At 62.3% G+C, this 26722-nt stretch carries 18 protein-coding genes; 6 read left to right on the plus strand and 12 right to left on the minus strand.

What is annotated here, in order from left to right:
- Positions 1-93: 93 nt before the first annotated feature.
- The 9 genes from narI to AC1RMF_RS05675 all read right to left on the minus strand — a co-directional run bounded on the left by narI (position 94) and on the right by AC1RMF_RS05675 (position 13196).
- Positions 94-819 carry a respiratory nitrate reductase subunit gamma gene (narI, locus tag AC1RMF_RS05635; RefSeq protein WP_342616193.1) on the minus strand — a complete coding sequence of 242 codons (726 nt, stop codon included), beginning with the start codon at positions 817-819 and terminating at the stop codon, positions 94-96.
- Positions 816-1499 carry a nitrate reductase molybdenum cofactor assembly chaperone gene (gene narJ / locus AC1RMF_RS05640; RefSeq protein WP_493140292.1) on the minus strand — a complete coding sequence of 228 codons (684 nt, stop codon included), beginning with the start codon at positions 1497-1499 and terminating at the stop codon, positions 816-818. Before narJ ends, narI begins: the two co-directional genes overlap by 4 nt.
- A 10-nt stretch (positions 1500-1509) precedes the next feature.
- Entirely contained in the window at positions 1510-3042 is a 1533-nt protein-coding gene (gene narH, locus AC1RMF_RS05645) for a nitrate reductase subunit beta (RefSeq protein ID WP_493140294.1), read from the minus strand.
- Between the two features lie 12 nt (positions 3043-3054).
- Positions 3055-6849, minus strand: coding sequence for a nitrate reductase subunit alpha (locus AC1RMF_RS05650; protein ID WP_493140296.1), 3795 nt, complete (start codon positions 6847-6849; stop codon positions 3055-3057).
- 397 nt (positions 6850-7246) lie between these two features.
- Positions 7247-8875: an MFS transporter gene (locus AC1RMF_RS05655; RefSeq protein WP_493140298.1), complete on the minus strand. Its 1629-nt coding sequence runs from the start codon at positions 8873-8875 to the stop codon at positions 7247-7249.
- Between the two features lie 22 nt (positions 8876-8897).
- A complete protein-coding gene (locus AC1RMF_RS05660; protein ID WP_493140300.1) occupies positions 8898-10166 on the minus strand; it encodes an MFS transporter in 1269 nt (422 codons plus the stop codon).
- Positions 10167-10324: 158 nt separating this feature from the next.
- A complete protein-coding gene (locus AC1RMF_RS05665) occupies positions 10325-11011 on the minus strand; it encodes a LuxR C-terminal-related transcriptional regulator (RefSeq protein WP_493140302.1) in 687 nt (228 codons plus the stop codon).
- Positions 10980-11210, minus strand: coding sequence for a DUF3079 domain-containing protein (locus AC1RMF_RS05670; RefSeq protein WP_493140785.1), 231 nt, complete (start codon positions 11208-11210; stop codon positions 10980-10982). The genes AC1RMF_RS05665 and AC1RMF_RS05670 overlap by 32 nt, the downstream gene beginning before the upstream one ends.
- Positions 11211-11252: 42 nt before the next feature.
- Positions 11253-13196, minus strand: coding sequence for an ATP-binding protein (locus AC1RMF_RS05675; RefSeq protein ID WP_493140304.1), 1944 nt, complete (start codon positions 13194-13196; stop codon positions 11253-11255).
- 179 nt (positions 13197-13375) lie between these two features.
- Here AC1RMF_RS05675 and AC1RMF_RS05680 point away from each other — a divergent pair, with 179 nt between their 5' ends.
- Positions 13376-14959, plus strand: a complete 1584-nt coding sequence (locus AC1RMF_RS05680) for a methyl-accepting chemotaxis protein (protein WP_493140306.1) — start codon at positions 13376-13378, stop codon at positions 14957-14959.
- 14 nt (positions 14960-14973) lie between these two features.
- Here AC1RMF_RS05680 and AC1RMF_RS05685 read toward each other — a convergent pair whose 3' ends face one another.
- The 3 genes from AC1RMF_RS05685 to adh form a co-directional block, all read right to left on the minus strand.
- Positions 14974-15993, minus strand: a complete 1020-nt coding sequence (locus AC1RMF_RS05685; RefSeq protein WP_493140308.1) for a substrate-binding domain-containing protein — start codon at positions 15991-15993, stop codon at positions 14974-14976.
- A gap of 244 nt (positions 15994-16237) precedes the next feature.
- On the minus strand, positions 16238-16639 hold the full coding sequence (locus AC1RMF_RS05690) for a DUF779 domain-containing protein (RefSeq protein WP_493140310.1): 402 nt from the start codon (positions 16637-16639) through the stop codon (positions 16238-16240).
- A gap of 243 nt (positions 16640-16882) precedes the next feature.
- The gene (gene adh / locus AC1RMF_RS05695) at positions 16883-18403 is read right to left on the minus strand and encodes an aldehyde dehydrogenase (RefSeq protein WP_493140312.1); all 1521 of its coding nucleotides are present in this window, start codon (positions 18401-18403) and stop codon (positions 16883-16885) included.
- Between the two features lie 299 nt (positions 18404-18702).
- On the opposite strand from adh, the gene AC1RMF_RS05700 reads away from it, so the two are divergent.
- From AC1RMF_RS05700 to fdhF, 5 genes are all read left to right on the plus strand, one after another.
- Positions 18703-20622 (plus strand): sigma-54-dependent Fis family transcriptional regulator, encoded by a 1920-nt coding sequence (locus tag AC1RMF_RS05700; protein WP_493140314.1) that lies wholly within the window; start codon positions 18703-18705, stop codon positions 20620-20622.
- Between the two features lie 30 nt (positions 20623-20652).
- Positions 20653-21594, plus strand: a complete 942-nt coding sequence (locus AC1RMF_RS05705; RefSeq protein WP_493140316.1) for a LysR family transcriptional regulator — start codon at positions 20653-20655, stop codon at positions 21592-21594.
- Between the two features lie 140 nt (positions 21595-21734).
- Positions 21735-22247: a formate dehydrogenase subunit gamma gene (locus AC1RMF_RS05710; protein WP_493140318.1), complete on the plus strand. Its 513-nt coding sequence runs from the start codon at positions 21735-21737 to the stop codon at positions 22245-22247.
- A complete protein-coding gene (locus AC1RMF_RS05715; protein WP_493140320.1) occupies positions 22244-23800 on the plus strand; it encodes a formate dehydrogenase beta subunit in 1557 nt (518 codons plus the stop codon). Before AC1RMF_RS05710 ends, AC1RMF_RS05715 begins: the two co-directional genes overlap by 4 nt.
- Before the next feature lie 23 nt (positions 23801-23823).
- Entirely contained in the window at positions 23824-26715 is a 2892-nt protein-coding gene (gene fdhF, locus AC1RMF_RS05720) for a formate dehydrogenase subunit alpha (RefSeq protein WP_493140322.1), read from the plus strand.
- Positions 26716-26722 lie beyond the last annotated feature (7 nt).

A 26722-nucleotide genomic window follows, 5' to 3' on the forward strand; every position in this document is an offset into this window, starting at 1 on the left:
GGCCGGGGGACACGGAAGGAACGGAGTGCCATGCCGGCCTGTGTCTGGACGCAATGCAAGCAAACAAACAAGGACTTCATGTCACTTCAACGCTCAGCGAGCACTACGGCTCAAAGGCTCACGCTCCACTAGCCCCACGCGTCGGCTGCGCACCAGCTGGTAAGGACGCACCAGATACGCCGCAGCACCGAAACCACTCCACACGTGCACCAGACGGGTAAACGGAAAGACCAGGAAGATGGTCATGCCCAGGAACATGTGCAGCTTGAACACGATGCTGGCCTCTGCCAACAGTTCCGGTGCACCGGCGCGGAAGGTCACGATGTGTTGTGCCCAGCCGGCCAGCTTCATCATCATGCTGCCATCCAGATGCTCTGCCGACAGCGGGATGGTGGCCAAGCCCAGTGCCAGTTGCAGCCACAGCAACACCAGCAACACGATGTCACTAGTCTTGGAGTTGATGCGGATGCGCTCGTCGCTCAGGCGGCGGTGCAGCAGCAGGCTCACGCCGATGAAACCCAACACGCCAAACGCACCACCCGACACCATGGCCATGATCTGCTTGTTACCAGCACTGATGAAGGGCTCATAGATAAAGTGGGGCGTGAGCATGCCCACGGTGTGGCCCATCAGCAGGAACAGCACGCCGACGTGGAACAGGTTGCTGCCCCAGCGCAGCTGGCCTGCACGCAGCAGCTGCGAAGAGTCGCTCTTCCAGGTGTACTGGTCCCGATCGAAGCGGACCAGGCTGCCCAGCAGAAAGATGGTCAGACAGATGTACGGGTAGTAGCCGAACAGCAGGTTGTCGAGGTAGGTCATACGGGTGCTCCTTGGGTTTGCGAGGCGGCTGCCTTGCGCACGAAATGCAGAGGCTGGGCTTCTCCGGGTTTGGACTGTCCTTTGGTGCTGCAGCCATCAAAGGCCTCCGGCTCCTGCCAGACGTCGTCCATGGCTTCGTCGGCCACAATGGGAACGGCCTGCACGCGCTGGCCGCACAGCTCCAGCACCGCGGCCACCGGAGCGGCGTACGGGCTGCCACGTTGCAGCAGCGCGCTGAAGATGGCGGTGAGGATGTGTGCCATCTCGCCCAGAAAATCCGCCGCCAGCTTGGCCGGTTGGGTGGAAGCAAATTCCAGCACCACACACAAGTGGTCGGGAAGCTCTTCGGGCGCCATGAACAGCCCGGACTTCTCATAGGTCTGCATCAGGTCGATCATGGCCGGCCCGCGCTCGCGCGAGTCGCCATGGATATGCTCGAACATGTGCAGCGAGGTGGCACGACCCCGGTCAAAGGTTTCCACATAGCGTGCTTCCACGTCCATGGGGTCCATGCGATTGAGCTCTGCAGCCAAGGCGTGCAGCTCCTCGCGCCGCGCGGCAGGAATGGCGGCCTCTTCGTCAATGGCCTGCATCAGCTCGCCCAAATGGCTGCGCAGGGTGGCGTCCGGGTAGCCCAGCAGAAGAGCCAGGGCACGCAGGGAATAGCGGTTGTCTTTCATGACAGTCTCCTTAGACCATGGATTTGATGGGGATGGTTCTTGGCTTGGTTCCGCCAAATAGACTGGTCTCGGAGGCTCCATCGGAGCAGCCGTTGCCGAACGAGAAGCCACAGCCACCGCGCAGATCAAAAGCGTTCTCTGCATATTCGCGGTGCGAGGTCGGAATCACGAAGCGGTCTTCGTAGTTGGCGATGGCCATGATCTGGTACATCTCCTCCACCTGCGCCACGGTCAGACCGGTCTGCTCCAGTACGGCCAGGTTCTGTTCCTGGTCCACATGCTTGCTGCGCTGGTAGGCGCGCATGGCCAGCATGCGCTCCAGGGCGCGCACCACGGGCTGGGTGTCGCCAGCGGTGAGCAAATTGGCCAGGTACTGCACCGGGATGCGCATCTGGGCGATGTCCGGAATCTCGCCGTTGACGCCAATGTGGCCCGCATTGGCTGCGGAGGTAATGGGCGAGAGCGGCGGCACATACCAGACCATGGGCAGCGTGCGGTACTCAGGGTGCAAAGGCAGCGCCACCTTCCAGTCCACGGCCATCTTGTAGACCGGGCTGTTGCGCGCGCCGGCCAGCCAGGTTTCCGGAATGCCGTCCTTGCGCGCCTGCTCGATCACTTTGGGATCATGGGGGTTGAGGAAGATGTCCAGTTGCGCCTGGTACAGGTCCTTCTCGTCCTTGACGCTGGCAGCTTCGGCAATGCGGTCGGCGTCATACAACACCACGCCCAGGTAGCGGATGCGGCCCACGCAGGTTTCCGAACACACCGTGGGCTGACCGGCTTCAATGCGCGGATAGCAGAAGATGCACTTCTCGGCCTTGCCGCTCTTCCAGTTGTAGTAGATCTTCTTGTAGGGGCAGCCCGAGACGCACATGCGCCAGCCGCGGCACTTGTCCTGGTCGATCAGCACGATGCCGTCGTCTTCGCGTTTGTAGATGGAGCCGCTGGGGCAGGACGCCACGCAGGCCGGGTTCAGGCAGTGTTCGCACAGGCGCGGCAGGTACATCATGAAGGTGTTCTCGAACTGTCCCACCATGTCCTTTTGCACCTGGTCGAAGTTGGCCAGGTTGGCGTCCTTGCTGCGCTTGCTGAATTCGCCGCCCAGGATTTCCTCCCAATTGGGGCCCCACTCGATTTTCTCCATGCGCTTGCCGGTGATCAGGCTGCGCGGGCGGGCGGTGGGCGCGTGCTTGACCTCGGGTGCCGACTGCAGGTGGTCGTAGTCGAAGGTGTAGGGTTCGTAGTAGTCGTCAATCTGCGGCATGTTGGGGTTGGAGAAGATGCGCATGAGCAGCTTCCACTTGCCGCCCTGGCGCGGCTCGATGGAGCCGTCGGCCTTGCGGACCCAGCCTCCGTTCCATTTGTCCTGGTTTTCCCACTCCTTGGGGTAGCCAATGCCGGGCTTGGTCTCCACGTTGTTGAACCAGGCGTACTCCATGCCGGGGCGGCTGGTCCAGACGTTCTTGCAGGTGACCGAACAGGTGTGGCAACCAATGCACTTGTCCAGGTTCAGCACCATGGCGATTTGGGCGCGTATTTTCATGTTGTGTACTCCTCAGGCCTGGATAGTTGCGAGGGCTTCGCCGTCGAGCCAGTCGATCTTGCGCATCTTGCGCACCACCACGAACTCGTCGCGGTTGGTGCCTATGGTTCCGTAGTAGTTGAAGCCATAGCTGAACTGGGCGTAGCCGCCAATCATGTGGGTGGGCTTGGTCACGATGCGGGTCACCGAGTTGTGGATGCCGCCGCGTGTGCCGGTGATTTCGGCGCCCGGGGTGTTGATGATTTTTTCCTGCGCGTGGTACATCAGCACCATGCCCGGATTCACCCGCTGGCTCACCACCGCACGGGCCGCAATGGCGCCATTGGTGTTGAAGAGTTCCACCCAGTCGTTGTCGACGATGCCTGCCACCTTGGCGTCATCCTCGCTCAGCCAGATCACCGGACCGCCCCGGTTGAGCGTGAGCATCATCAGGTTGTCGGTGTAGGTGCTGTGGATGCCCCACTTCTGGTGCGGCGTGATGAAGTTCAAGGAGATTTCCTTGTTGCCATTGGGCTTGCGGTCCATGATGCCGCCCACGGTCTTCAGGTCCACTGGCGGACGGTAGCTGCTGAAGCCCTCTCCAAAGGCAATCATCCACGGATGGTCCAGGTAGAAGTGCTGGCGACCGGTCAGGGTGCGCCATGGGATCAGCTCATGCACATTGGTGTAGCCGGCGTTGTAGGAGACGGTCTCACTCTCGATGCCGCTCCAGGTCGGGCTGGAGATGATCTTGCGCGGCTGCGCCTGGATGTCGCGGAAGCGGATCTTCTCGTCCTCGCGGTGGATGGCCAGGTGCGTATGGTCGCGCCCGGTGATCTTGCTCAGGGCCTCCCAGGCTTTCACTGCCACGTGACCGTTGGTCTCGGGGGCGAGCTGCAGCACCACTTCGCAGGCGTCAATGTCGCTCTCGATCTTGGCCATGCCCTTGGTGACACCTTCGGCATGCACGCGGCCGTTGAGATCACCCAGCTGTTTGACCTCGGTCTTGGTGTCCCAGCCAATGCCCTTGCCACCATTGCCCACCTTGTCCATCAACGGCCCTAAGGCGGTGAAGCGTTTGAAAGTGTTGGGATAGTCGCGCTCGATCACCGCAATTTGCGGCGCCGTCTTGCCGGGTATGAGGTCGCACTCGCCGCGCTTCCAGTCTTTCACGCCAAAGGGCTGGGCCAGTTCGGAGGGCGTGTCATGCATCAACGGGGTGAGCACCACTTCCTTCTCCACACCCAGGTGACCCACGCAGACCTTGCTGTAGGCCTCGGCAAAGCCCTTGTAGATTTCCCAGTCGCTCTTGCTCTGCCAGGCCGGGTCCACCGCGGTGGAGAGTGGGTGGATGAAGGGATGCATGTCGCTGGTGTTGAGGTCGTTCTTCTCGTACCAGGTGGCCGTGGGCAGCACGATGTCGGAATACAGGCAGGTGGTGCTCATGCGGAAGTCCAGCGTGACCAGCAGGTCCAGCTTGCCTTCGGGCGCATCCTTGTGCCATTGCACTTCGGCGGGCTTCGCATCGTCCTTGCCGAGGTCCTTGCCCTGCACACCGTGGGTGGTACCCAGCAGGTGCCTCATGAAGTATTCATGGCCCTTGCCGCTGGAGCCCAGCAGGTTGGAGCGCCAGACAAACATGTTGCGCGGCCAGTTGGCGGGGTGGTCCGGGTCTTCACAGCTCATCTTGAGCGTGCCGTCCTTCAGGGACTGGACCACATAGTCCTTGGGGTCCATGCCTGCGGCGGTAGCGTCCTTGACCACCTGGAAGGAGTTGGTCTGCAGCTGCGGCGCGCTGGGCAGCCAGCCCATGCGTTCGGCGCGCACGTTGTAGTCAATCAGGCTGCCACCGTATTTGCTCTTGTCGGCCAGCGGCGAGAGGATTTCCTCCACACCCAGTTTCTCGTAGCGCCACTGGTCGGTGTGGGCATAGAAGAAGCTGGTGCTGTTCATCTGCCGGGGTGGGCGCACCCAGTCCAGGGCAAAGGCCAGCGCAGTCCAGCCGGTCTGCGGCCGCAGCTTTTCCTGTCCCACATAGTGTGCCCAGCCGCCGCCGCTCTGGCCTATGCAACCGCACATCATCAGCATGTTGATGATGCCGCGGTAGTTCATGTCGCTGTGGTACCAGTGGTTCATGGCCGCGCCGATGATGACCATGGACTTGCCCTGGGTCTTGTCGGCGTTGTCGGCAAACTGGCGCGCCACGGCAATGATCTGGTCGCGCTTGACGCCGGTGATCTTCTCCTGCCAAGCCGGTGTATAGGGCGTATCGTCGTCGTAGTTCAGGGCGGCGTTCTCGCCGGGGATGCCGCGGGCGACACCGTAGTTGGCCACAGTCAGATCAAACACGGTGGCGATCAGCGCATAGCGTTCTTCGCCAGCCTTGCCCAGCTTGATGCGGCGCACCGGCACCTTGCGCACCAGGATGTCGTCCACCGCCTGGCCCTGCTTGTTGGCGCTGAAGTTGGGTGTATCGATGCCACCAAAGTACGGGAAGCCCACGTCGCCCACTTCGTAGTCGGGCTGCGCGTCCTCCATCAGGCTGAGCTTGAGACGCACATCGGTGCCATTGCGTGCCTCCTTGTCTTCCAGGTTCCATTTGCCCACGTCGGCGCGGCCTTCGGCGCCCCAGCGGAAACCAATCGAGCCGTTGGGCACTACGACCTTATCGTTCTCGTCCAGCGCCAGCGTCTTCCACTCAGGGTTGTTAGCCTGACCCAGCTTGCCGTTGAAGTCGCTGGCACGCAGATAGGCACCCGGCACCAGCACGGTACGGCCATCGGGCAGCTTGCGCTCTTCGAGCTGCACCAGGTTGGGCATGTCGGTATAGCGGCGCACGTAGTTGTCAAAGTAGGCACTGCGCTTGTCAAAGTAAAACTCCTTCAAGATCACATGGCCCATGGCCATGGCCACGGCGGCGTCGGTGCCCTGCTTGGGGTGCATCCACAGGTCGGCCAGCTTGCTGATCTCGGCATAGTCGGGCGTGATGGCCACCGTCTTGGCACCCTTGTAGCGCACCTCGGTGAAGAAGTGGGCATCGGGCGTGCGGGTCTGGGGCACGTTGGAACCCCAGGCAATGATGAAGGTGGAGTTGTACCAGTCGGCCGACTCCGGCACGTCGGTCTGTTCGCCCCAGACCTGCGGGCTGGCCGGTGGCAGGTCGCAATACCAGTCATAGAAGCTCATGCACACGCCACCGATCAGGCTCAGGTAGCGGCTACCGGCGGCATAGCTCACCATGCTCATGGCAGGGATGGGCGAGAAGCCGATCACGCGGTCCGGGCCGTATTTCTTGGCGGTGTAGACGTTGGCGCTGGCGATGAGCTGGTTCACTTCATCCCAGGTGCTGCGCACAAAGCCACCCAGGCCGCGCTGCTTGACCCACTGGCTGCGCGCATCGTTGTTCTCCACGATGCTGGCCCAGGCATTGACCGGGTCTTTGGCGACAGCCAATGCGGCACGCCATTGCGTGAGCAAGCGGGCACGCACCATGGGGTATTTGACGCGGTTGGCGCTGTACAGGTACCAGGAGTACGAAGCGCCACGGGCGCAGCCGCGCGGCTCGTGGTTGGGAAGGTCGGCGCGGGTGCGGGGGTAGTCGGTCTGCTGGGTTTCCCAGGTGACGATGCCGCCCTTGACGTAGATCTTCCACGAGCAGGAACCGGTGCAGTTCACGCCATGGGTGCTGCGCACGATCTTGTCGTGGGCCCAGCGGTCGCGGTAGGCGTCTTCCCAGGTGCGGTCTTCACCGGTGGTGACGCCGTGGCCGTCGGAAAAGCTTTCTTTGGGGGCCGAGAAGTGGCTCAGGCGGTCAAGGAAGTGGCTCATTCGGTTCTCCAGTTGAAATACGTTGCTCGGGTCATTTGTGTTAATGCAGGTTGTTTTCTTGTCTTGGCATGCTTGCTTGGGGGGTGGCCGGTGTCAGCGGGGTGGACGTTTCCGTCCGTGTCCCCCGGCCTTCGGCCTCCTCCTTTACCTACCGGAAACGCCCACCCCGCTGCCATCGGCTGCGAACAGTGTTGGCGTGCGATGACTTCAATCCCTTGTGTGCCTACCACCTTGGCGGACACAGGACGGTGTGGCGCTCCGCTTCGGTAGGTAAAGGAGGAGCCCACGCAGTGGGCGGGGGACACGGACGAAGCGGAGTGCCACGCCGGCCTGTGTCCTGAGGTGATGCAGCCCTGAAGTGACCGGTCTTCAAAAGTGCGTGATGACATAGAAGACCTCATGGGTTCTTGAACTCCGAATCCGCCCTCAGATAGAACCACCAGTTCAGCACCAGACACAGCGCATAGAACACGGCAAATCCATACATCGCGATCTGCGGCGTACCGGCCTTGATCTGCGCACCGATCACCACCGGCGCAATGAAGGCACCGTATGCGGCGATGGCCGAGGTCCAGCCCAGCACCGGGCCCGCCTGGGTGCGGTCAAAGATCACACCGATGGTGCGGAAGGTCGAACCGTTGCCGATGCCGCTGGCCGTGAACAACACGATGAACAGCGCCATGAACGGCATGAAGTACTGCTCCGGTGCAGCAGAGCCGTAGGCCAGCAACATCACATAGCCCACCGCCACAGATGCCAACACCATCACCGCAGATATCGCCTGCGTCACGATGGAGCCGCCCACCTTGTCGGAAATCCAGCCGCCCACGGGACGCACCAGCGCGCCCACGAACGGGCCGATCCAGGCATAGGTCAGTGCAGACGGTGCATGCGGGTTCTTCAGGGTGTGCTGCATCACGCCGGCGGCATCGGGCACGTGGCTGATGCCGAAGATCACGGTGATGGACAGCGGCAGCGCCATGGAGAAGCCGATGAAGGAGCCGAAGGTCACGATGTAGAGCAGCGTGAGCGACCAGGTGTGCTTGTTCTTGAAGATGGCAAACTGCTTGGCGATGTTGTCCTTCATGGCGCCGAAGGCGGCCAGCCTCATCACCATCAGCGTGCTGACCACGATCAGCGGCATGGCGATCCACATGTTGAGCACGCCAAGGCCCGTGGGTGCGGGCAGGTACAGATACAGGCCCAGGCCGGCTGGCACAAACGACAGGGTGTAGAGCCAGATGATCTTGATGAAGGCGGCAATCGTCCCGCCCGCATCAGGCGTGACAGTCTTCAGGTTGTTCATGCCGAAGAAGCACAGCACCGACAGCGGCACCAACGACAGCAACCAGGCGAAGCCGGCGTTCTGGATCCAGGTGGGTGTGCCCGCAGCAATCTTGCCGAAGATCCAGCCACTGTCCTTCACCAGCACCATGGACTCACCACCCATGCTGCCAAAGATGCTCAGCGTCATCACCAGCGGAATGACGATCTGCATGGTGGTCACACCGAAGTTGCCCAGGCCAGCATTCAGCCCCAGCGCCGTGCCCTGCAGGCGCTTGGGGAAGAAGGTGCTGATGTTGGACATGGAGCTGGCAAAGTTGCCGCCACCCACGCCCGACCACAGCGCCATCAGCTGGAAGGCCCAGAGCGGCCATTCCTTGTGCTGCAACACCAGGCCGGTGCCCAGCGCAGGCGCGAGCAACATGGCGGTGGTGAGGAAGATGGTGTTGCGGCCACCGGCCACGCGGATCAGGAAGGACGCCGGGATGCGCATGGTGGCACCGGCCAGCCCCGCGATGGCCGTGAGCGAGAACAGCTCAGGCTGGGTGAACGGAAAGCCCAGGTTGAGCATCTGCACGGTGATGATGCCCCACATGCCCCAGATGGCGAAGCCGCACAGCAGGGCCGGCACCGAGAGCCAAAGGTTGCGGTAGGCGATCTTCTTGCCCGTGGATTCCCAGAATGTTTCGTCTTCGGGGCGCCAGTCGGCGATGTCTGCGCCGGTATGTGCTTGGGTTGTCATAACTGCTTTCGTGGAGATAAATTCAGGTGTGGGCTGGCAGGGAACGGTCGTTGCTGCCCATGACTTCGCTGCCGCGCACTTCGGTGCGGTACATCCAGATCAGCGAGACCCAGACCACGCCATACATCAGCATGAAGGCGCTGGAGCGGATGCCGGTGAGGTCCATCAGCGCGCCGAACAGAATGGGCAACACAAAGCCACCCAGTCCGCCGGCCAGGCCGACGATGCCGCTGATGGTGCCGATGTTGTGGGAGTAGTCGTCGCTGATGTACTTGAAGACGCTGGCCTTGCCGAAGGCAAAGGCGATGCCCAGGATGAACATCAGTGCGGTGAACAGGTAGACGTTGAGGCCGATGTGGAAGGTCTTCAGGCCGTTGACGGTGGCGATACTGAAATCGGTCTGCGGATAGCTCAGCAGGAACAGGCAGATCCAGCTCACCCACAGCACCCACCAGGTCACGCTGTGGGCTCCGTACTTGTCGGACAGAATGCCGCCGAATGCGCGCAGCACGCCACCGGGCAGCGAGAAGCAGGCAGCCAGCAAGGCGGCCACGCGAATGTCCAGACCGAACTCGCCCACGTAGTACTGCACCATCCACAGGGCCAGCGCCACGTAGCCACCGAACACGATGCTGTAGTACTGGCAGTACTTGACCACCTTGGGGTCCTTCAGCGCCTTGAGCTGGTCGCTGAACGTCAGCGTGTGGGGCACCAGGTGGCTGGGGTCGCTGTAGCTGAACAGCCAGAACAAAATCAATGTGCCCAGCATGATGGCCGCATAGACCTGCGGCACCATGGTCCAGCCAAAGGCCACCAGCAGCACCGGTGCAATGAACTTGTTGACCGCCGAGCCGGAATTGCCTGCACCGTAAATGCCCATGGCCGTGCCCTGGCGGTTCTTGGGGAACCAGCGCGCCACATAAGGTGTACCCACCGAGAAGGAGCCCCCCGCCAAGCCTACGAATAGACCGATAGTCAGGAAGTGCCAGTAGGCCGTGGCATAGCCCATCATCCAGATCGCAGGCACGGTGATGGCCATCAACGTGGCCATGACGACGCGTCCGCCAAAACGGTCGGTCCAGATGCCCAGCGGCACGCGGATCAGCGAGCCAGTGAGCACCGGCGTGGCCATCAACAAGCCGAACTGGGTGGAGTTGAGGTCCAGCATCTTCTTGATCGGAATGCCGATGACGCCGAACATCATCCAGACCATGAAGCAGACCGTGAACGACAGCGTGCTGACGATCAGCACCGACCATGCACGTTTTGCGTTTCTGATTTCCGTAGCCATGATTGCTCCTTGAGATGGTCATGACTTTCGTTGTTCAGCCCGCTTTTGAACATCCTCCCTTGGCACAGCGCACTGGCGCAAAACGAACTAGGGCGCCACATGGCGCCCTAGTTCCGAAGTAGTAGTGCCCGGTCAAAAGCGGCACTGTCTGATCTGTATCAACCCCAACCGCGGGCCGCTGCGTATATCGCCACCTGGACCCGTGAGCTCAGGTTGAGCTTGCGAAAGATGTGCTGCACATGCACCTTGACCGTGGTCTCGGCAATGTCGAGTGCACGGGCAATACCCTTGTTGCTGTCGCCGCGTGCGATCAGCACCAGGATCTCGCGCTCGCGTGCCGACAGCGACTCCAGGGTGACGTCCTCTGCCAAGGGCTGCGGCTGCAAGGCCGGCGTGCTGGCCGCGCCCTCGGGAGCAGGGGCCTTGGAGCGAAAGGCCGTAACGAACTTGGTCATCATGTCCGGGCTGATGACGCATTCACCGGCCAGCACCTTCCCGATGGAGTCGCAGAGCTGTTCGGTCTCCACGGTCTTGAGCAGATAGCCGTCGGCACCGGCCAGCATGGCAGCGGCCAGGTCTTCCTCGTTCTCGCTCACGGTGAGCATCAAGATGCGCACGCCCGGATAAGCGTCCTTGAGTGCAGGGATGCCGTCAATGCCGCGCACACCCGGCAGATGGTTATCCAGCAGGATGACATCGGGCACGTCGGTGCAGCAACGCAACGCCTCGCCCATATCACCGGCCTGACCTGCCAGGCGGAAGCGCCCGTCCTGCGACAGCAGCGCTACCAGCCCGCGCCGGAAAAGCGTGTGGTCATCGATGACCAGCAGTTTGATGGGGTTCATGGTCGGTATTGTCGGTGCTCGGTTCTTCATCCTGATAATCATGGCCCCATTCCCGCCAACCGGGCCCGAACAGTTCCACCGGATGCTGCGTCCGATCCGAGCCGTTGCCGCACAGCATGTTGTCCGCTGCACAGTAGCGGTCACAGCCCCAGCACAGGCGATCGGGATTGGCGGGGTTGTCAGGGAAACGTTTTTTGATCGGCATAGGTTGTCCGAAAAAGTGAGGGGAAAAAAGGTTGGACTATTCGGTGGCCATCTGGATGGATGCAAGCTCCTCTGCATCCAGCGACAGGCCGCCCGCGTTGGCGCCAGATACGGGATGGGCCGGCAAGGTCAGCTGCACCGTCGTGCCTTGCCCCAGTTCGGACCGCACCTGCACGGTGGCCCCGATGCGGCTGGCACGCTCCTGCATGATCTTCATGCCCACGTGGGTGCTCTGACGGTCGCGGATCTCCGGACCGAAGCCGCGGCCATCGTCGCGCACCACAAACCGCCACTCTTCTCCCTTGGTGACATCCAGATACACCTGTGTGGCCTGGGCATGCTTGCGCACATTCGACAAGGCCTCCTGCACCACGTGCAGCACCTGGACCTGCACGTCCGCCGGCAGCGGTATGCCCTGGCCGCTGACCTGGAAGTGGGTGGTCATTCCGGTCTGGTGCTTGAACTTTTGCAGGGTCTCCTGCAGTGCCGCTTCCACGTCGCCGGTATTGGTACGGGTGCGGAAATGCACCAGCAGCTCACGCACGTCGTTGATGCTCTCGCGCAGACCGGTGTCCAGTTCATCCAGTGCTGTCTGCACCTTCTCCTGCTGCGCATTGCGCGAGGCATTGCGCAGCAGCTGCACCTGGATCTTGAGAAACGACAGTGACTGGGCAATGGAATCGTGCAGCTCGCGGGCCAACAGGGCGCGCTCTTCACCGACTGCGGCTTCACGTTCCAGCGCCGCTGCCCGCAGACTCTCCAGACCGCTGGCCAGATGGCTGGCCAGGGCGTCCAGCAGGTCCTTCTCTTCCGAACTCAGCTCCACGCTGCTGCGAAAGAACAGGTCGATTTCGCCCAGCAAGCGCTGCTGCAGCCGCACCGGGACGCTGACGATGTTCACGTACCCCGCACGCGCGCAGGCACGCATGGGGGAGGCCTCGTGCTCGACAATGGGGATGACGCGGGTACGCGCATCCGGCTTCAGGTTGCCACAGGCGCAGGCGCCTGCCAGCAGGCTGCGTTCGGCCTCCAGCATCTCATGCGGAAAGCAGTCCGATGCCAGCATCAGGTAGCGCTGGTTGGCCTCATCCGACCAGCGCACCGCCACTGCGTCCGCGCCCACCACCGCACGTACGCGCTTGGCAAAGCCGCGCGACAGCTCTTCGATGCTGGCAGCACTGGCCGAGAACGCACTGATCTCATAGAGCGATTCCAGGCGTGCACGCTGGGCCTCGATGTGCTGCGTCTTGACCTTGACCTGGGTCTCCAGCCCCTCGTACAAGCCTTGCAGTTCGGCGGCCATGCCATTGAAGCCGCTGGCCACCTGGCCAAACTCATCATCGGTATCCACCTCCACACGTGCGGCAAAGTTACCGGACTGGATGCTGCGCAAGGCCTGCTGCAGACTCTCCAGCGGATTGATGACGTAAAGGTACCCGGTGTAGAGCATGATGACCGCGCCAGCAATCGCCAGCGCCATCATGACGAACTGGAACAAATTGAGAATGGCCGTCAACCGCGAGAGCTGCTGCTCGATGGCGGTCACCAGCTTGTCGACTGCCGCCACCGTCTCGGAAGTTGCCGCCAAGGACTGCTCTACATCGGGCGGGTTCTCCCCCATCCAGATGCTGCGGTTGGTCGCCCAGTGCGCTTGGACATCGCGAAAGCGCGTGCCTACCTCGTCGTTGAGGGGCATGAACAGCGGCCGAGCTGGATCACCGGCCTTGAGCAGGGCCAGGCTGCGACTGAATTCATTGACCAGGTCCGCCACCGCCTTTTCGGAATGCTTGGACTGTGCCGTGCTGTTGAGGCACCAGATCTGCATGCGCATGCGGCCTGCCTCGTTGACCGCCGCAGCACCCCCTTCCAGCTGCCAGGTGACCCACAGCGTCAGCCCGATGGACAACAGCGCAATGATCAGCAGCACCGACCCGATGGTGACCAGTTTGGTGGAGAGCGAATGCCGTCTTTGCATGGCCATAGACTAACCGCCGTTCTTCTCGGATTCAAGGAAATCGTGTGCTTACTTCCGATAGCTGCTCCGGGTAGTGCCAAAGAGGTATGTCCATGGCGGGCCTTTGCGACTAGATTCCAAAGCATATAAAAATGCCTGGCTGGTCAGACCACACTGTGGATAGGGGAACTGAAGTGAACATGTTTATGAATCTGAAGATTGGAGCGCGCCTGTCCATCGGCTTTGGCGCCTTGATCGTGATGATGCTTGTGATGGTGGCGGTGGGACTCATGCGCTTTTCTGAGGTCAACACGGTCAACAGCCGCATCATCGAAAAGGACTGGGTCAAGGCCGAAGCGGCCAACGTGATCAATGCAACTACGCGTGCCAATGCGCGCTACACCATGGAGCTGCTGATTTCCGACCTGGTGCATGTCGCCCGGATCAAGCAATCCATCGAGGCCAACAAGCAGGTGATCAACGCAGCACTGGACACACTCACGCAACTGGTCCAGCTCCCCGAAGGCAAGGCTTTGCTGGAAACGCTGGTGCAGCGCCGCAAGGCCTACGTGGCCTCCTTTTCCAAGGTTGCCGCCCAGGTGGACGCCGGTGACAAGGATGCGGCCATCGTCACCATGACCAGCGAAACCCTGCCGGCCCTGGATGCGTTGCAGGAGCCCATCGTGGCCCTGACGGAGCTGCAGAAGAAGATCGTGACCAACAGCAGCACCGAGGTGCGTGAGCGCATCCAGTCAGCCACCGTGCTATTGCTGGCGTTGGGTGCATCGGGCCTGCTGGCCGGTAGCTTGTTTGCATGGTTCACAACGCGGTCCATCACACGCCCCATTTACGAGGCGGTACATATTGCGCGCACGGTGGCAGCTGGCGACCTGACCTGCGAGGAACAGGCCTACTCCAAGGATGAGTGCGGGCAGTTGCTGCAGTCCCTGCAGGACATGAACAACAGCCTGATTCACATCGTCAACCAGGTGCGCAACGGCACCGAGTCCATGGCCATCGCCACCCATGAGATTGCCGATGGCAATACCGATCTGTCATCACGCACGGAAGAGCAGGCCAGCGCACTGGAGCAGACGGCCGCATCCATGGAAGAGCTGGCCTCCACGGTCAAACAGAACTTCGAATCCGGCAGGCACGCCAATCAGCTGGCCGAGTCGGCGGCGCAGGTGGCCGCCAAGGGTGGTACCGTGGTGGGCCAGGTGGTGCAGACCATGGAGGCCATCAATACCTCCTCCCGCAAGATATCCGACATCATCGGTGTGATTGATGGCATTGCCTTTCAGACCAACATCCTGGCCCTCAATGCTGCGGTGGAAGCGGCACGCGCCGGTGATCAGGGCCGTGGCTTTGCGGTCGTGGCTTCGGAAGTGCGCTCGCTTGCCGGTCGCAGCGCCACCGCTGCCAAGGAGATCAAGAGCCTGATCACCAGTTCGGTTGGCAATGTCAGCGAGGGATGCAAGCTGGTCGAGCAGGCTGGCAGCACCATGGACGAGATCGTGGTGCATGTGCGGCGCGTGGCGGACCTGATGGGCGAGATCACGGCCGCCAGCCGCGATCAGACTTCCGGTATCGAACAGGTCAATCAGGCCATAGGCCAGATGGACACCGTCACGCAGCAGAACGCTGCGCTGGTGGAAGAGGCCGCCGCAGCGGCACAGTCATTGGAGCACCAGGCCCGCACGCTGGTGCAATCGGTGAGCGTATTCAAGCTCGGTGCACGCGCAGCCACTGCGTTGCCGCTGCACCTGCCGCGCCTGCTGCGGGCCTGAGCCTGGTAGCGGATCTATTTGCAGGCAGTTACCTTGGGATCGGTCACGCCCTTGCACAGTTCTTCCTTCTTGATGTGGCCAGCCTTGACCACCACATCCAGATTGGCTTGTGTCACAGGGATGGGCTTCAAGAAGATGGACTTGAGCGTCACCTTCTTCTCACCACCGGCCCAATCCACGGCACCGGTCACCGGCTTGCCCGCACCCAGCTCTACTGCGGCGCGCGCTGCGGCCACGCCAAGGTCAGCAGAGTTCTTCCACACCGACACGGTCTGTGTACCCAGCGCTACGCGGTTCAGCGCAGCCAGGTCGCCATCTTGTCCTGAGACCGGAATGCCTTGCAGACCCTTGGCGGCCAAGGCGGCAACCACACCACCGGCCATGCCGTCGTTCTGCGCAATCACGGCGTCCACCTTGTTGCCGTTCTTGGTCAGAATCTGTTCCATGTTCTTCTGGGAATTCTGCGGATTCCAGTCCGCTGTGTACTCCTCACCCACAATCTTCACGTCGCCGCGCTTGAGGTAGGGCTCCAGCACCTCCTGTGTGCCCTCGCGCAAAAAGGCGGAGTTGGCATTGCCCACATCGCCCTTGATGATGGCGTAGTTGCCCTTGGGCTTCACGGCCAGCACCGCTCGCGCAAGCATGCGGCCCACTTCCTTGTTGTCGAAGGTGATGTAGGTGACACCGGGCGCCTCGAACAGGCGGTCATAGGCGATCACCGGAATCTTCAGCTGGTTGGCCTTGTTGATGGCAGGAAGAATCGCATCCTTGTCGCGGCCCAAGATGATCAGCACCTTGGCGCCCTTGGCGATCAGGCCGTCAATGTCCACCAGTTGCTTCTCGGTGGAAGCACCGGCATCGGCCATGATGTACTTGGCGCCATGCTTGGCCAGCTCGGCCTTGATGGCAGCCTCATCGGTCTTCCAGCGCTCTTCCTGGTAGGCATCGAAGCTGACGCCCACGGTGAGTTGCGCAAAGGCGCTTGCAGAGCCTATGGCGAGCAGCAGTGCGGCCAGGTTGCTTTTGAGTTTCATGCTTTTCTCCTGAATAGCCTCGTGGAGGCTTGTTGTTGAAATGAATGGCACATGCCACCGACAGGTGGTCTCTGAACTTTCTTGTATGGATAGCGCTATCCAATCCGGGTTTAAAAAGAGTGCCCTCTCTTTAACCTGTTCAAGAACAGGGGCAGATAGGCACTTTTGGATAGCGCAATCCTACTGTGCTACCCACTCTGGAGAATCAGTGAAAACCCTCGCCACGGTGACTTTCCAGATCACTTCAGCGTGAATGGACCGGCACATCCAGCCCGGTCCTGACCTGCTGGCCTTCGAGCTCGGCGAGTTCTTCCGCAGTGAACACGCGCGAGCGGGTATGAAAGGCCTTGCCTTCGGGCCCTTCCAGCGAAAAGGTTCCGCCAGTGCCCTCGATCACATCGATGATGAGCTGCGTGTGCTTCCAATATTCGTACTGGGCCAGTCCGATGTAGAACGGACAACCACCCACATCACCCAGGTACACGTCCCCCGCGCCCATGCTGATCTCGCCAGGCAGGTAGCAGTTGGCAGCGCTGTTGTCGCAACAACCGCCGGACTGGTGAAACATCAGATCGGGGCCGTGCTTGGTCTTCAGGAACGCCACCAGTTCCAGGGCGGCGGGAGTGGCTACGACTTTTTCAACCATGTTTGTCTCCGGTTTGCATGTAGCGTTGTTGGCGCGCGCAGCTTCATGGACTGTGTGGGCGGCCACCTCATGCTGGAGTACCAGAAATCGGCGGCCGCCCTGCCCGGCTGCTGCGCCGAGTCTTTGGCAAACCGGCACCGCCCTGCGTGTCCACATCCAGAACGCGACGGAACCGGCTTTGCCGGGCCGCAGCGTTGTCCCCCTCAGGGGGAAGACGCGCCGCAGGCGCGGCTCAGGGGGAGCTTAGAAGAACCCGAGCTTCTGTTCGCTATAAGAAACCAACAGGTTCTTGGTCTGCTGGTAGTGGTCGAGCATGACCTTGTGGGTCTCGCGGCCAATGCCGGATTCCTTGTAGCCGCCAAACGCTGCGTGCGCAGGATAGGCGTGGTAGCAATTGGTCCATACACGGCCCGCCTTGATGGCGCGGCCCATGCGGTAGGCCACATTGCCGTTGCGGCTCCACACACCGGCACCCAGACCGTACAGCGTGTCGTTGGCAATGGCCAGGGCTTCGGCTTCGTCCTTGAAGGTGGTCACAGCCAGCACCGGTCCGAAGATTTCCTCCTGGAAGATGCGCATCTTGTTGTGGCCCTTGAACAGCGTGGGCTGCACGTAGTAACCGCCTTCCAGCTCACCACCCAGATGGGCTTGCGAACCACCGGCCAGCACTTCGGCGCCTTCCTGCTTGCCCAGATCCAGATAGGACAGGATCTTGGTGAGCTGTTCCTTGGAAGCCTGCGCACCCATCATGCTGTCGGAGTCCAGCGGGTTGATGTGCTTGATGGCGGCCACGCGCTTGAGCACGCGCTCCATGAACTTGTCGTAGATGCTTTCCTGGATGATGGCGCGCGACGGGCAGGTGCAGACTTCGCCCTGATTGAAGGCAAACAGCACCAGACCTTCCACGGCCTTGTCCAGGAAGCCATCGTCCTTGTCCATGATGTCGGCAAAGAAGATGTTGGGCGACTTGCCACCCAGTTCCAGCGTGGCCGGGATCAGGTTGTTGGCGGCAGCCTGTGCAATCACGCGGCCTGTGGTGGTGGAGCCGGTAAAGGCGATCTTGGCAATGCGCTTGCTGGTGGCCAGGGGCAGACCGGCTTCACGGCCATAGCCGTTGACGATGTTCAACACACCGGGAGGCAACAGGTCGGCAATCAGTTCGACCAATACCAGGATGGAGATGGGTGTGGACTCTGCCGGCTTGAGCACCACGCAGTTGCCGGCGCCCAGTGCAGGGGCCAGCTTCCAGGCCGCCATCAGGATGGGGAAGTTCCATGGAATGATCTGGCCCACCACGCCCAGCGGTTCCTGGATGTGATACGCCACGGTGTTCTCGTCGATATTGGAGAGTGCGCCCTCTTGTGCGCGCACGCAGCCGGCGAAGTAGCGGAAGTGGTCTACCGTGAGGGGAATGTCGGCATTCAGGGTTTCGCGGATGGCCTTGCCGTTGTCCACGGTCTCGGCGTAGGCCAGCAGCTCCAGATTGGCTTCGATGCGGTCCGCAATCTTGAGCAGGATGTTGGCGCGCGTGGCGGCGTCGGTCTTGCCCCATTGGTCGGCCGCGGCGTGGGCGGCATCCAGCGCCAGCTCGATGTCTTCCGCTGTGGAGCGCGCAGCCTTGGTATAGGGTTTGCCGGTAATCGGTGTGATGACGTCAAAGTACTGACCCTTGACCGGTGCGACGAACTTGCCGCCAATGAAGTTGTCGTAGTGGTCCTTGTAGGCAACCTTGGCACCGGCAGCTCCGGGCAATGCGTAAATCATGTTGTCTCCTGAATGGATGGTTTGGTTGGAATATTTCCCTTGCGGGCGCTTCTACTTATCAAGACCTGTGCCATCTGCGCCGCAAAACCTACAACGTTGATTTCATTGGGCTTATTGCCACCTATGCGCGCACATGCATAGGCACAAATGCAACATGCAGCTGTCCGCCTTCGGACAACTGTCCAGAAACGTGACAGTTGAACGGACAATGCGAAGCAAGCGGCGAGGGATGCACCCCGGCTCTCCTACACTGGCCGCACGCAAGAGCCGGGACATCGCAGCCCGGCCGAGGAGACAGCATGAAACATTCAACACCGACACCGGTGCTGCGTCAGGCGCGGCAACACCTCATTGAACATGGCACGCCCTTGCCCGGCACGGTGAATGAACGCCTGTGGCACTCCTGGCAACGCAGCCTGGCTGCGGGCCTGTTGCCCATGGGGCGGCTCACCGCCACCGACCACGCCGCTGACAGCGAACTGCGCCAGTCGCTGGCACGCAACCACGAATTGCTGGCCCACTCCCGACCGGTGATGGAGTACCTGTTCGAGCAAGTGCGCCATATCCAGAATGTGGTGATACTGGCCGACAGCCGTGGCACCCTGATGCACACCCTGGGCGATCCCTTCTTCCTGTCCAAGGCTGAGCGTGTATCGCTCACGGCCGGCGCTTCCTGGCGCGAAGAGCACCGCGGAACCAACGCGATAGGAACCGCCATTGCCGAAGAGAGCCCGGTGGAAATCCACGGCGCCGAACACTTTCTGGAACGCAACGGCTTTCTGACCTGCGCGGCGGCACCCATCATGTCTTCCTGTGGCAATGTCATTGGCATCCTGGACATCTCGGGCGAACAACACAGCGGCCACCCCATGACACTGGGCCTGGTGAGCACCGCCGCACGCATGATCGAGAACCGGCTCATGATTGCCACTTCCAAGCGGCATCTGCGCATCCACATGCATGCGCGCGCCGAAGGCATAGGCACCGTGGCCGAAGGCATTGCCACCTTGTCCGACGACGGCTGGATCATCGGCGCCAACCGGCAGGCGCTGTCGCTGTTGCGCATGAACGCCAAAGCCATAGGTGCCACGCAACTCGGCAGTGTGTTGGACGTGCGCCTGTCGGACCTGCTGACGCGGCACCGCCAAAGGCCAGCTCAGGCCTTGCAAGTGCATCTGCATGACGGCACTACGCTCTTTGTCCAGATGCAGGCCGATGCCGCCGCCCTGCCACCGCAGATTCTGGTACCCGCAAGCGCTGCCACGGCAGTGGCCAAAGACGCCCTGACTGCACTGGACACCGGCGACCTGCAATGGCGCGGCGCTGCCGACAAGGCGCGGCGCGTGCTGGACAAGCCCATCCCGGTGCTGATCCAGGGCGAGTCTGGCGTAGGCAAGGAATACTTTGCGCGCGCCATGCACGACTCCAGCAAGCGCGCCAGCGGCCCGTTTGTGGCCATCAACTGCGCCGCCATCCCCGAGAACCTGATCGAAGCCGAACTGTTTGGCTATGCGCCGGGCGCCTTCACCGGCGCGCGCAAGGAAGGCAGTCTGGGCAAGCTGCGCGAGGCCAACGGCGGCACCCTGTTCCTCGATGAAATCGGCGATATGCCCCTGTCCATGCAGACCCGTCTGCTGCGGGTGCTGCAGGAGAGATCCGTGGTGCCACTGGGTGGCAGCAAATCAATTGCGGTGGACTTTGCGCTGGTGTGCGCCACCCACTGCAACCTGCGCGAAGCCGCCAGCCGCGGCGCCTTTCGCAGCGACCTGTACTACCGCATCAACGGCCTGACAGTGCAGTTGCCCGCGCTGCGCGAGCGCACCGACTTTCAGGCGCTGGCCGAGCGCCTGCTGGCCGGGCTGCATCCACAGCGCGCGGTCCATCTGCAGCCTCAGGTGCTGGACAAGATGAGCCAGTACGCCTGGCCGGGCAATCTGCGCCAGTGTGCCAGCGTGCTGCGCACGGCCTGCGCCATGCTCGATGACGACGAGTCCAGCATCGAGTTCAAGCACCTGCCCGATGACATCGTGGAAGACCTGCTGGCGCCGCAGACGCGCGCCAGCCAGGTCAGCGAAGTGCGCGAACCTCACAACCTGCAGGAGCTGTCGCGCTATGCGGTAAAGCAGGCCCTGGAAGCCAGCCGCGGCAACATCTCCCTGGCTGCGCGAACGCTGGGCATCAGCCGCCAGACCCTGTACCGCAAGATGCAGGCGCAGTAACACTGCGGCGATCTTGCGCACCAATACCTTATGAGTCTTTTCACATCCCTGCGCTATCTGGTCGCCCTGCACCACCACAAGCACTTTGGCCGCGCCGCCGAGGCCTGCCACGTCACTCAGCCCGCTCTCTCCAATGCCATACGCGCGCTGGAGAAAGAGTTCGGCACCGCCATCGTGAAGCGCGGCCGCGCCTTCGAGAGCTTCACGCCCGAAGGCGAACAGATCTTTCTCACCGCACAGCGCATGCTGCACGAGCAGGAGCTGCTGCAGCAGTCCCTCAAGAGCGCAGAGAGTGCGCCCGCTGGCGCCTTGACCTTGGGTGCCGTGCCGTCGGTCATGCCGATTGCCGCGCGGTTTTCCGGCATGCTGCAAAAGAAACATCCGGGCATACGGGTGACCTTGCGTTCGCTGAGTTCGCAGGACATCGAAACCGGTCTGGAAAACCTGTCGCTCGATCTGGCACTGGGCTACACCGACCGTATCAGGCCCGGGCCACTGACCACGCTTTGGCAGTACGACGAACGCTACTTTCTGCTCCGGCGCGCAAGCCAGGCATCTGCCAGCGGACTGCAGATCACCACGCAGGCGTGCCGCTGGGCGGACGCCGCTTCCAACGCTTTGTGCCTGCTCACTCCGGAGATGCACAACCGCACTATCGTCGACGATGCCTTCCGACAGGCCGGTGCACGCGTCGAACCCGTCATCGAAACCAACTCCATTCTTGCGCTGGGCTTGGCAGTGCTGGATGGCAACGTGTGCAGCGTGCTGCCTGGCGCATTGGTCGGTGTGCTCAACGGCCATGGCGCGCTGGAGGCCGTACCCCTGAACGCACCGGATGTGGTCACGCCGATTGGATTGATTTACGTCGACTCGCACCAACCCAGCCACACCCTGAGCGCCGCACTACGCCTGGCCACGGACCCGGCATGGGCCAGCCATGTGAAAAGCAACTCGGGTTTGCTGCGCGCCTAGGCCTGTTTTTGCTATGCACTGCGGTGCATACATCACGCGCGGTAATCAGGGCATGTGCAGAATAAATTAGCCAGCCAGGTCATGTCTGTTGGACACTGCGCTGCCCGCCTTCGGTGGACAGCCAAACTGCAGGAGACAAAATGACCGAAAGAGCGATCAAAGACACTGTTGGCGCCTCGCATACCGAGACGATCCAGCGCCTGATCGAAGCCAGAAAAGATACGCCGGGCGCCCTACTGCCCCTGCTGCACGATATCCAGGACACGGTAGGCTACATTCCCGCAGACTGCGTGGCCTCGATTGCACAGGCGCTCAAGCTCTCGCGCGCCGAGGTGCATGGCGTGCTCACCTACTACCACCACTTCCAGACGGAGCCCGGTGGTCGCCACGTGGTCCAGGTCTGCCGCGCCGAAGCTTGCCAATCGATGGGGGCCGACGCCTTATGGTCCCACGCCTGCCAGCGCCTGTCGCTGACAGCGGACGATGCGCTGCACGGAGCCACCACGCCGGATGCGGCCTTCACACTCAAGCCCGTGTACTGCCTGGGCCTGTGCTCCACCTCTCCGGCCATCGTGGTGAATGACCGCCTGCATGCGCGCGTCAGCTGCGACGACTTCGACCGCCTGCTGGACACCGCAAGGAGTGCAGCATGAGCATCACCCTCTGTGTTCCCTGCGACTCCGCTGCTCTGGCATTGGGCGCCGATGAAGTGGCGCAAGCCATACAGACCCAGGCCGCAGCGCGAGGCATTGCGATTGAGATAGCGAGAACCAGTTCGCGCGGCCTGTTCTGGCTGGAGCCGCTGGTGGAAGTGCAAACCGCACAGGGTCGCATCGGTTACGGCCCGGTCCAGGTGAAAGACGTACCCAGCCTGTTGGACGCCGCGCTCCACCAGGGTGGCACCCACCCCTTGGGCCTGGGGCCGGTGGAGGAAATCCCCTACCTCAAGCACCAGGAACGCCTGACCTTTGCGCGCATGGGTGTGACCCGCCCCTTGTCACTGACCGACTACCAGAGCCTGGGTGGCTATGAGGGCCTGCGCCACGCACTGCAACGCCCTGACGCGGAAGTGATACAGGTGGTGCTGGATTCCGGCTTGCGCGGCAGAGGTGGTGCCGCCTTTCCTGCGGGCATCAAATGGAAGACTGTGGCCGCTGCCGCAGGCAAACAGAAATACGTGGTGTGCAATGCCGACGAAGGCGACTCCGGTACCTACTCCGACCGCATGACCATGGAGGGCGACCCCTTCATGCTGATCGAGGGCATGACCATTGCCGCCATCGCCGTAGGAGCAACCGAGGGCTATGTCTACATCCGCTCGGAATACCCGCACGCCGTGGCCACCATGCGCGAGGCGGTGGCGCTTGCCACACAGGCCGGCTTCCTGGGCGACAACATCCTGGGCACCGGCCACCGCTTCCATCTGGAAGTGCGCAAGGCCGCCGGTGCCTATGTATGCGGCGAAGAAACCGCCATGCTGGAGAGCATTGAAGGCAAGCGCGGCGTGGTGCGGGCCAAGCCGCCCATTCCCGCGCTCCACGGACTCTTTGGCCAACCCACGGTGATCAACAACGTCATCACTTTTGCCACCGTTCCCCTCATCCTGGCCAAAGGTGCTAAGTTCTACAAAGACTATGGCGTGGGCCGCTCCCACGGCACGCTGCCCATGCAACTCACCGGCAATGTGAAACACGGCGGGCTGATCGAGAAGGCCTTCGGCGTCACGCTGCGGGAACTGATTTTTGACTACGGCGGTGGCACTGCTTCAGGCCGCCCGGTCAAGGCCGTGCAGGTGGGCGGGCCGCTAGGCTCCTACGTGCCGCCCGAGCACTGGGATGTACCGATGGACTACGAAGCCTTTGCCGCCGTTGGCGCCACGGTGGGCCACGGTGGCATCGTGGTCCATGACGACAGCGCCGACATGGCACAGCTGGCGCGCTACGCCATGGAATTCTGTGCAGTGGAATCCTGCGGCAAGTGCACGCCGTGCCGCATCGGCTCCACCCGCGGCGTGGAAGTCATAGACCGGCTGGTGGGTGACCAGAACCGGCCGCAGCAGGTCAAGCTGCTGCGCGATCTGTGCGACACCATGCAGAACGGCTCGCTCTGCGCCATGGGCTCGATGACGCCCAACCCGGTCCTGTCCGCACTCAACCACTACCCGCAGGATTTTGGTCTGGCCGCGCCCCAGACCAAGGCTGCCTGAAACGTATCCACAAGGAATCGACCATGCTTGAACACCAAACCGTTGTCGACTTCGGCACGCCGCGCCGCGAGTCCACCCAGCACGTGACGCTGGAAATTGACGGCGAACGCGTCACCGTGCCTGCGGGCACTTCGCTGATGCGTGCCGCTGTGGACGCCGGCATCCAGGTGCCCAAACTGTGCGCCACCGACACGCTGGAACCCTTTGGCTCCTGCCGCCTGTGCTTGGTGGAGATCGAAGGCCGCAGGGGTTTTCCTGCGTCCTGCACGACACCGGCCGAAGCCGGCATGAAGGTGCGCACCCAGACACCCAAACTGCAGGAGCTGCGCAAGGGTGTGATGGAGCTCTACATCTCCGACCACCCGCTGGACTGCCTGACCTGCTCGGCCAACGGCGACTGCGAACTGCAGACCATGGCTGGCGTAACCGGCCTGCGCGAAGTGCGCTATGGCGTGGGTGCCCAGAACGGTGGCGCCCACCACCTGGACAGTGCCAAGGACGAGTCCAACCCCTACTTCACCTATGACGCCTCCAAGTGCATCGTGTGCAACCGCTGCGTGCGTGCCTGCGAAGAAGTGCAAGGCACGTTCGCGCTGACCATCAGCGGCCGCGGATTCGAATCGCGCGTGTCGCCGGGACAGGACCAACCCTTCATGGAAAGCGAATGCGTGAGCTGCGGCGCCTGCGTGCAGGCCTGCCCCACCGCCACGCTGCAGGAGAAGTCCATCATCCAGCTGGGCCAGCCCGAGCACAGCAAGATCACCACCTGCGCCTACTGCGGCGTGGGTTGCGGCTTCAAGGCCGAGATGAAGGGCAACGAAGTGGTGCGCATGGTGCCGTGGAAAGACGGCAAGGCCAACGAAGGCCACGCCTGCATCAAGGGCCGCTTTGCCTGGGGCTATGCCACCCACAAGGACCGCATGACCAAGCCCATGATCCGCAAGGCCATCACCGACCCGTGGAAAGAGGTCAGCTGGGAAGAAGCCATTGGCTACGCCGCCAGCGAGTTCCGCCGCATCCAGGCCAAGCATGGCAAGGACTCGGTGGGCGGCATTACCTCCTCGCGCTGCACCAACGAAGAAACCTACCTGGTGCAAAAACTGGTGCGCGCCGCCTTTGGCAACAACAACGTGGACACTTGCGCACGTGTGTGCCACTCGCCCACCGGTTACGGGCTGGGCCAGACCTATGGCACCTCGGCCGGCACGCAGACCTTCAAGTCGGTGGAACAAGCCGACGTGATCCTGGTGATGGGTGCCAACCCGTCGGCCGCACACCCGGTGTTTGCCTCGCGCATGAAGAAGCGCCTGCGCGCCGGTGCCAAACTGATCGTGATCGACCCGCGCCAGATCGATCTGGTGGACGCGCCCCACATCCGCGCCGATTACCACCTGCAACTGCGCCCCGGAACCAACGTGGCCGTCATCACCGCGCTGGCCCATGTGGTGGTCACCGAAGGTCTGCTGGCCAAGGACTACATCGACGCGCGCTGCGACACCAAGTCGTTCCAGCAGTGGCGCGACTTTGTGGCCCTGCCCGAGAACTCGCCCGAGGCCATGGCCGAGGTCACCGGTGTGCCCGCGGAGCTGATGCGCGGTGCGGCGCGCCTGTATGCCACCGGTGGCAATGCGGCCATCTACTACGGCCTGGGCGTGACCGAGCATGCCCAGGGCTCCACCGCCGTGATGGGCATTGCCAACCTGGCCATGGCCACCGGCAACGTGGGCCGTCCCGGCGTGGGCGTGAACCCGCTGCGCGGCCAGAACAATGTGCAGGGCGCCTGCGACATGGGCTCCTTCCCGCATGAGCTGCCGGGCTACCGGCACATCTCCGACAGCACGGTGCGCAGCCAATTCGAGGCGGCCTGGGGCGTGCACCTGGAGCCCGAACCCGGCCTGCGCATTCCCAACATGCTGGACGCGGCGCAGGCAGGCAGCTTCATGGGTCTGTACTGCGAAGGCGAAGACATCGTGCAGAGCGACCCCAACACGCAGCACGTGACCGCAGCACTGGCGGCCATGGAATGCATCGTGGTACAGGACCTGTTCCTCAACGAGACGGCCAAGTACGCCCATGTGTTCCTGCCCGGTTCGTCCTTCCTGGAAAAGGACGGCACCTTCACCAATGCCGAGCGCCGCATTTCGCGCGTGCGCAAGGTGATGCCACCCAAGGCGGGTTACTCTGACTGGGAAATCACCATGCTGCTGTCCAACGCCCTGGGTTACCCCATGCACTACAACCACCCCGGCGAAATCATGGCCGAGATCTCCGCACTCACCCCCAGCTTCCGCGGTGTGAGCTACGAGAAGATCGAGCAGCACGGCAGCGTGCAATGGCCATGCAACGAAGACACGGCGGAGTTGGGCACTGAGACCATGCACGTGGACGGCTTTGTGCGCGGCAAGGGCCGCTTCATCGTCACACAGTACGTGGCCACCGACGAGAAAGTCACGCGCAAGTTCCCGCTGATCCTGACCACCGGGCGCATCCTGTCGCAGTACAACGTAGGCGCACAGACCCGCAGGACCGAGAACGTGCAGTGGCACGGGGAAGACCGACTGGAAATCCACCCGCACGACGCAGAAGAACGCGGCATCCGCGAAGATGACTGGGTGGGCGTCGAGAGCCGTGCCGGCCAGACCGTGCTGCGTGTCGTGGTGACCGAGCGGGTGCAGCCCGGTGTGGTCTACACCACCTTCCACTTCCCCGAGTCGGGCGCCAACGTCATCACCACCGACAACTCCGACTGGGCCACCAACTGCCCCGAGTACAAGGTGACCGCGGTGCAGGTAATGCCGGTGGCGCAGCCCTCGGACTGGCAGAAGTCCTACAACCGCTTCAACCGCGAGCAGCTGACGCTGGCGGGCCTGCAGCCAGAGGCAGCACCCGACTTTGCAACCACCACGGGCCGCTGAGCACGCC

This window comes from Rhodoferax sp. GW822-FHT04A08 (genome assembly GCF_058801025.1).